The organism is Pseudomonas sp. B424, assembly GCF_055408345.1.
The window spans coordinates 1-1,838 of the sequence record NZ_JBUZTL010000062.1 but is presented as its reverse complement, the minus strand read 5'-3'; the positions used below and the strand labels follow the sequence as shown (position 1 = coordinate 1,838).

General features: G+C 45.8%; 1 protein-coding gene and 1 pseudogene. Both read right to left on the bottom strand.

The features are described 5' to 3' along the window. Positions 1-70 precede the first annotated feature (70 nt). Positions 71-1,024 carry a lysozyme inhibitor LprI family protein gene (locus ACZRMS_RS26215; protein ID WP_463997636.1) on the bottom strand — a complete coding sequence of 318 codons (954 nt, stop codon included), beginning with the start codon at positions 1,022-1,024 and terminating at the stop codon, positions 71-73. Positions 1,025-1,177: 153 nt separating this feature from the next. Beyond that, positions 1,178-1,838: pseudogene (locus ACZRMS_RS26210) on the bottom strand (type IV pilus secretin PilQ); the annotation flags it as partial.

Sequence of the window (1,838 nt, the reverse complement as noted above, 5' to 3'; positions counted from 1 at the left end):
ATTATGCGAACCTTCGTATTGGGGTGTCAGGGTCAGTGGAGGTCAGATTTCAAGCTAGGCACTGCCGTTTTCATCGCCCTAAAGGTTCGTACTCTGCAATCTCTTCAATACGCTTTTTGACCGTTTCTTCACGGGCCTTTGCATAAATCAGCGGCCAAATAGTTCCACCTTCAGCGCGGCTACCTCCAGCAGTAAAATTTCCCCAGATGTCAGAGTATGCTTCCCAAGCTCGTTGCGATTCTTCAAAAAGGTGATTTTGCTCATCTGAGATTTCAAAATCGCTCCTAAGCTTGGCAATGGCAGTCTCCATAATCTGCGTTTGATACTGAAGAGATTCACCCGCAGCAATGTTCATATCTGTTTGCGTCAAAGGTGCGCCTGGGAAAAGCGTTTCAGCTATCAACTCATCCGAAGCCTTTAAAAACGCGATGCAGTGTTCAAAGCACGACTCGATTTCCTGTGAGTTGATTTCATACGCTGAAGCAATCTCATGACAAATAATGTGCCGCAGTTCGAATGTACGTTTTACTCCTGCAAAAACTCTATTTGGATCTTGCAATACAGGTGCTAAAGGTTCATTTAGTATTTCTACAGCCCAACGATCGTGGACTGTGCGCAAAGCCACGACAAAATCTTTCCCTAAAAAAATTCCAAGCCACTTGTTTATATGTTCGAAGCTACTGATTGAAACACTGTGAGCAACCATCTCACCAACAGTGATTGTCTTGCCATGGATTGCTCTTAAGATTGAAAAATCAATCTTTTGTCCTGTCGCCTCAGCATTACTCAAAAATGGTTCTCCAGCGTCTATAAGCTCCTGGATCACCATTCGAAAGTAACCTTCGATGCACGCTATTAAAGCAACAGGGAAATACTTAATAAACTCAGGATCTACGTCCTTTCGCGCTTCAAATGCTTGCGCCATAGCCGAAAGTCGGATGGGTAACTCTGTCATGGAGGACCCGAAGCGACGACGCTGACGAATTTCTGAGATTTCTTGGATAATATCTCTAGTGCGGCTCATAGATGGACCATTTCCCGGCTGTTTAGCAGCCCACATTAGCTCAAGTCACAGCAGGGAAATGGGTAAATGGGGGATAAATCCTGCTATTATTCTCTCCTTAAGACGATCCAGTTATAACTATACTAAATAGTTCTTTAGTTTAGTTATATCAAATCATCGATCAACCAGCCTCGGTGTCAGAAAAAGAACAAGCTCCGTACTAGTAGAAACCGTGGACTCACTAGTGAAAAGCCACTTGAAGCCAGGGATTTTGCCAAAGAAAGGCACACTCTTAGTCACGGTGCTTTCAACGTCTGAGTAAACACCCCCCAAGGCTACTGTCTGGCCGAATCCGGAAAAAACACGCGACGTTAGGGACGTTGTCTTTATAGGTGGCACCCCATTCATTGCGTTCGAATAATCCGGCTCATTCTTCGACAGAATGACATCAAGCAAAACACCCTTCTCGTTCACTAAAGGTGTGACGTCCAAAGACAGAGCAGCTTCTTTAAAAGAAATCGACGTTGAGCCCTCACCGGCAGATTGTTGGTAAGGAACCTGAGAGCCTTTTACGATCTTGGCCTGATGCCGGTCAGACGTATAAACCCGAGGACTGGAGATCACCCTGCCCTTACCAAGCTGCTCCATAGCACTCAATGTTGCATCAAGACTCACTGCCCTTGAAACAATGCCGACACCTGCGACAGCAGCAGATGAGAGCCCTAAAGGGACAGAACCCACAACAGTTCCAGCACCACTACCGATAGAACCGCCCCACTCCACTCCTAGATTTTTAGAATAGGAGCGATCTACTTCAACTATCCGAGCCTCGATC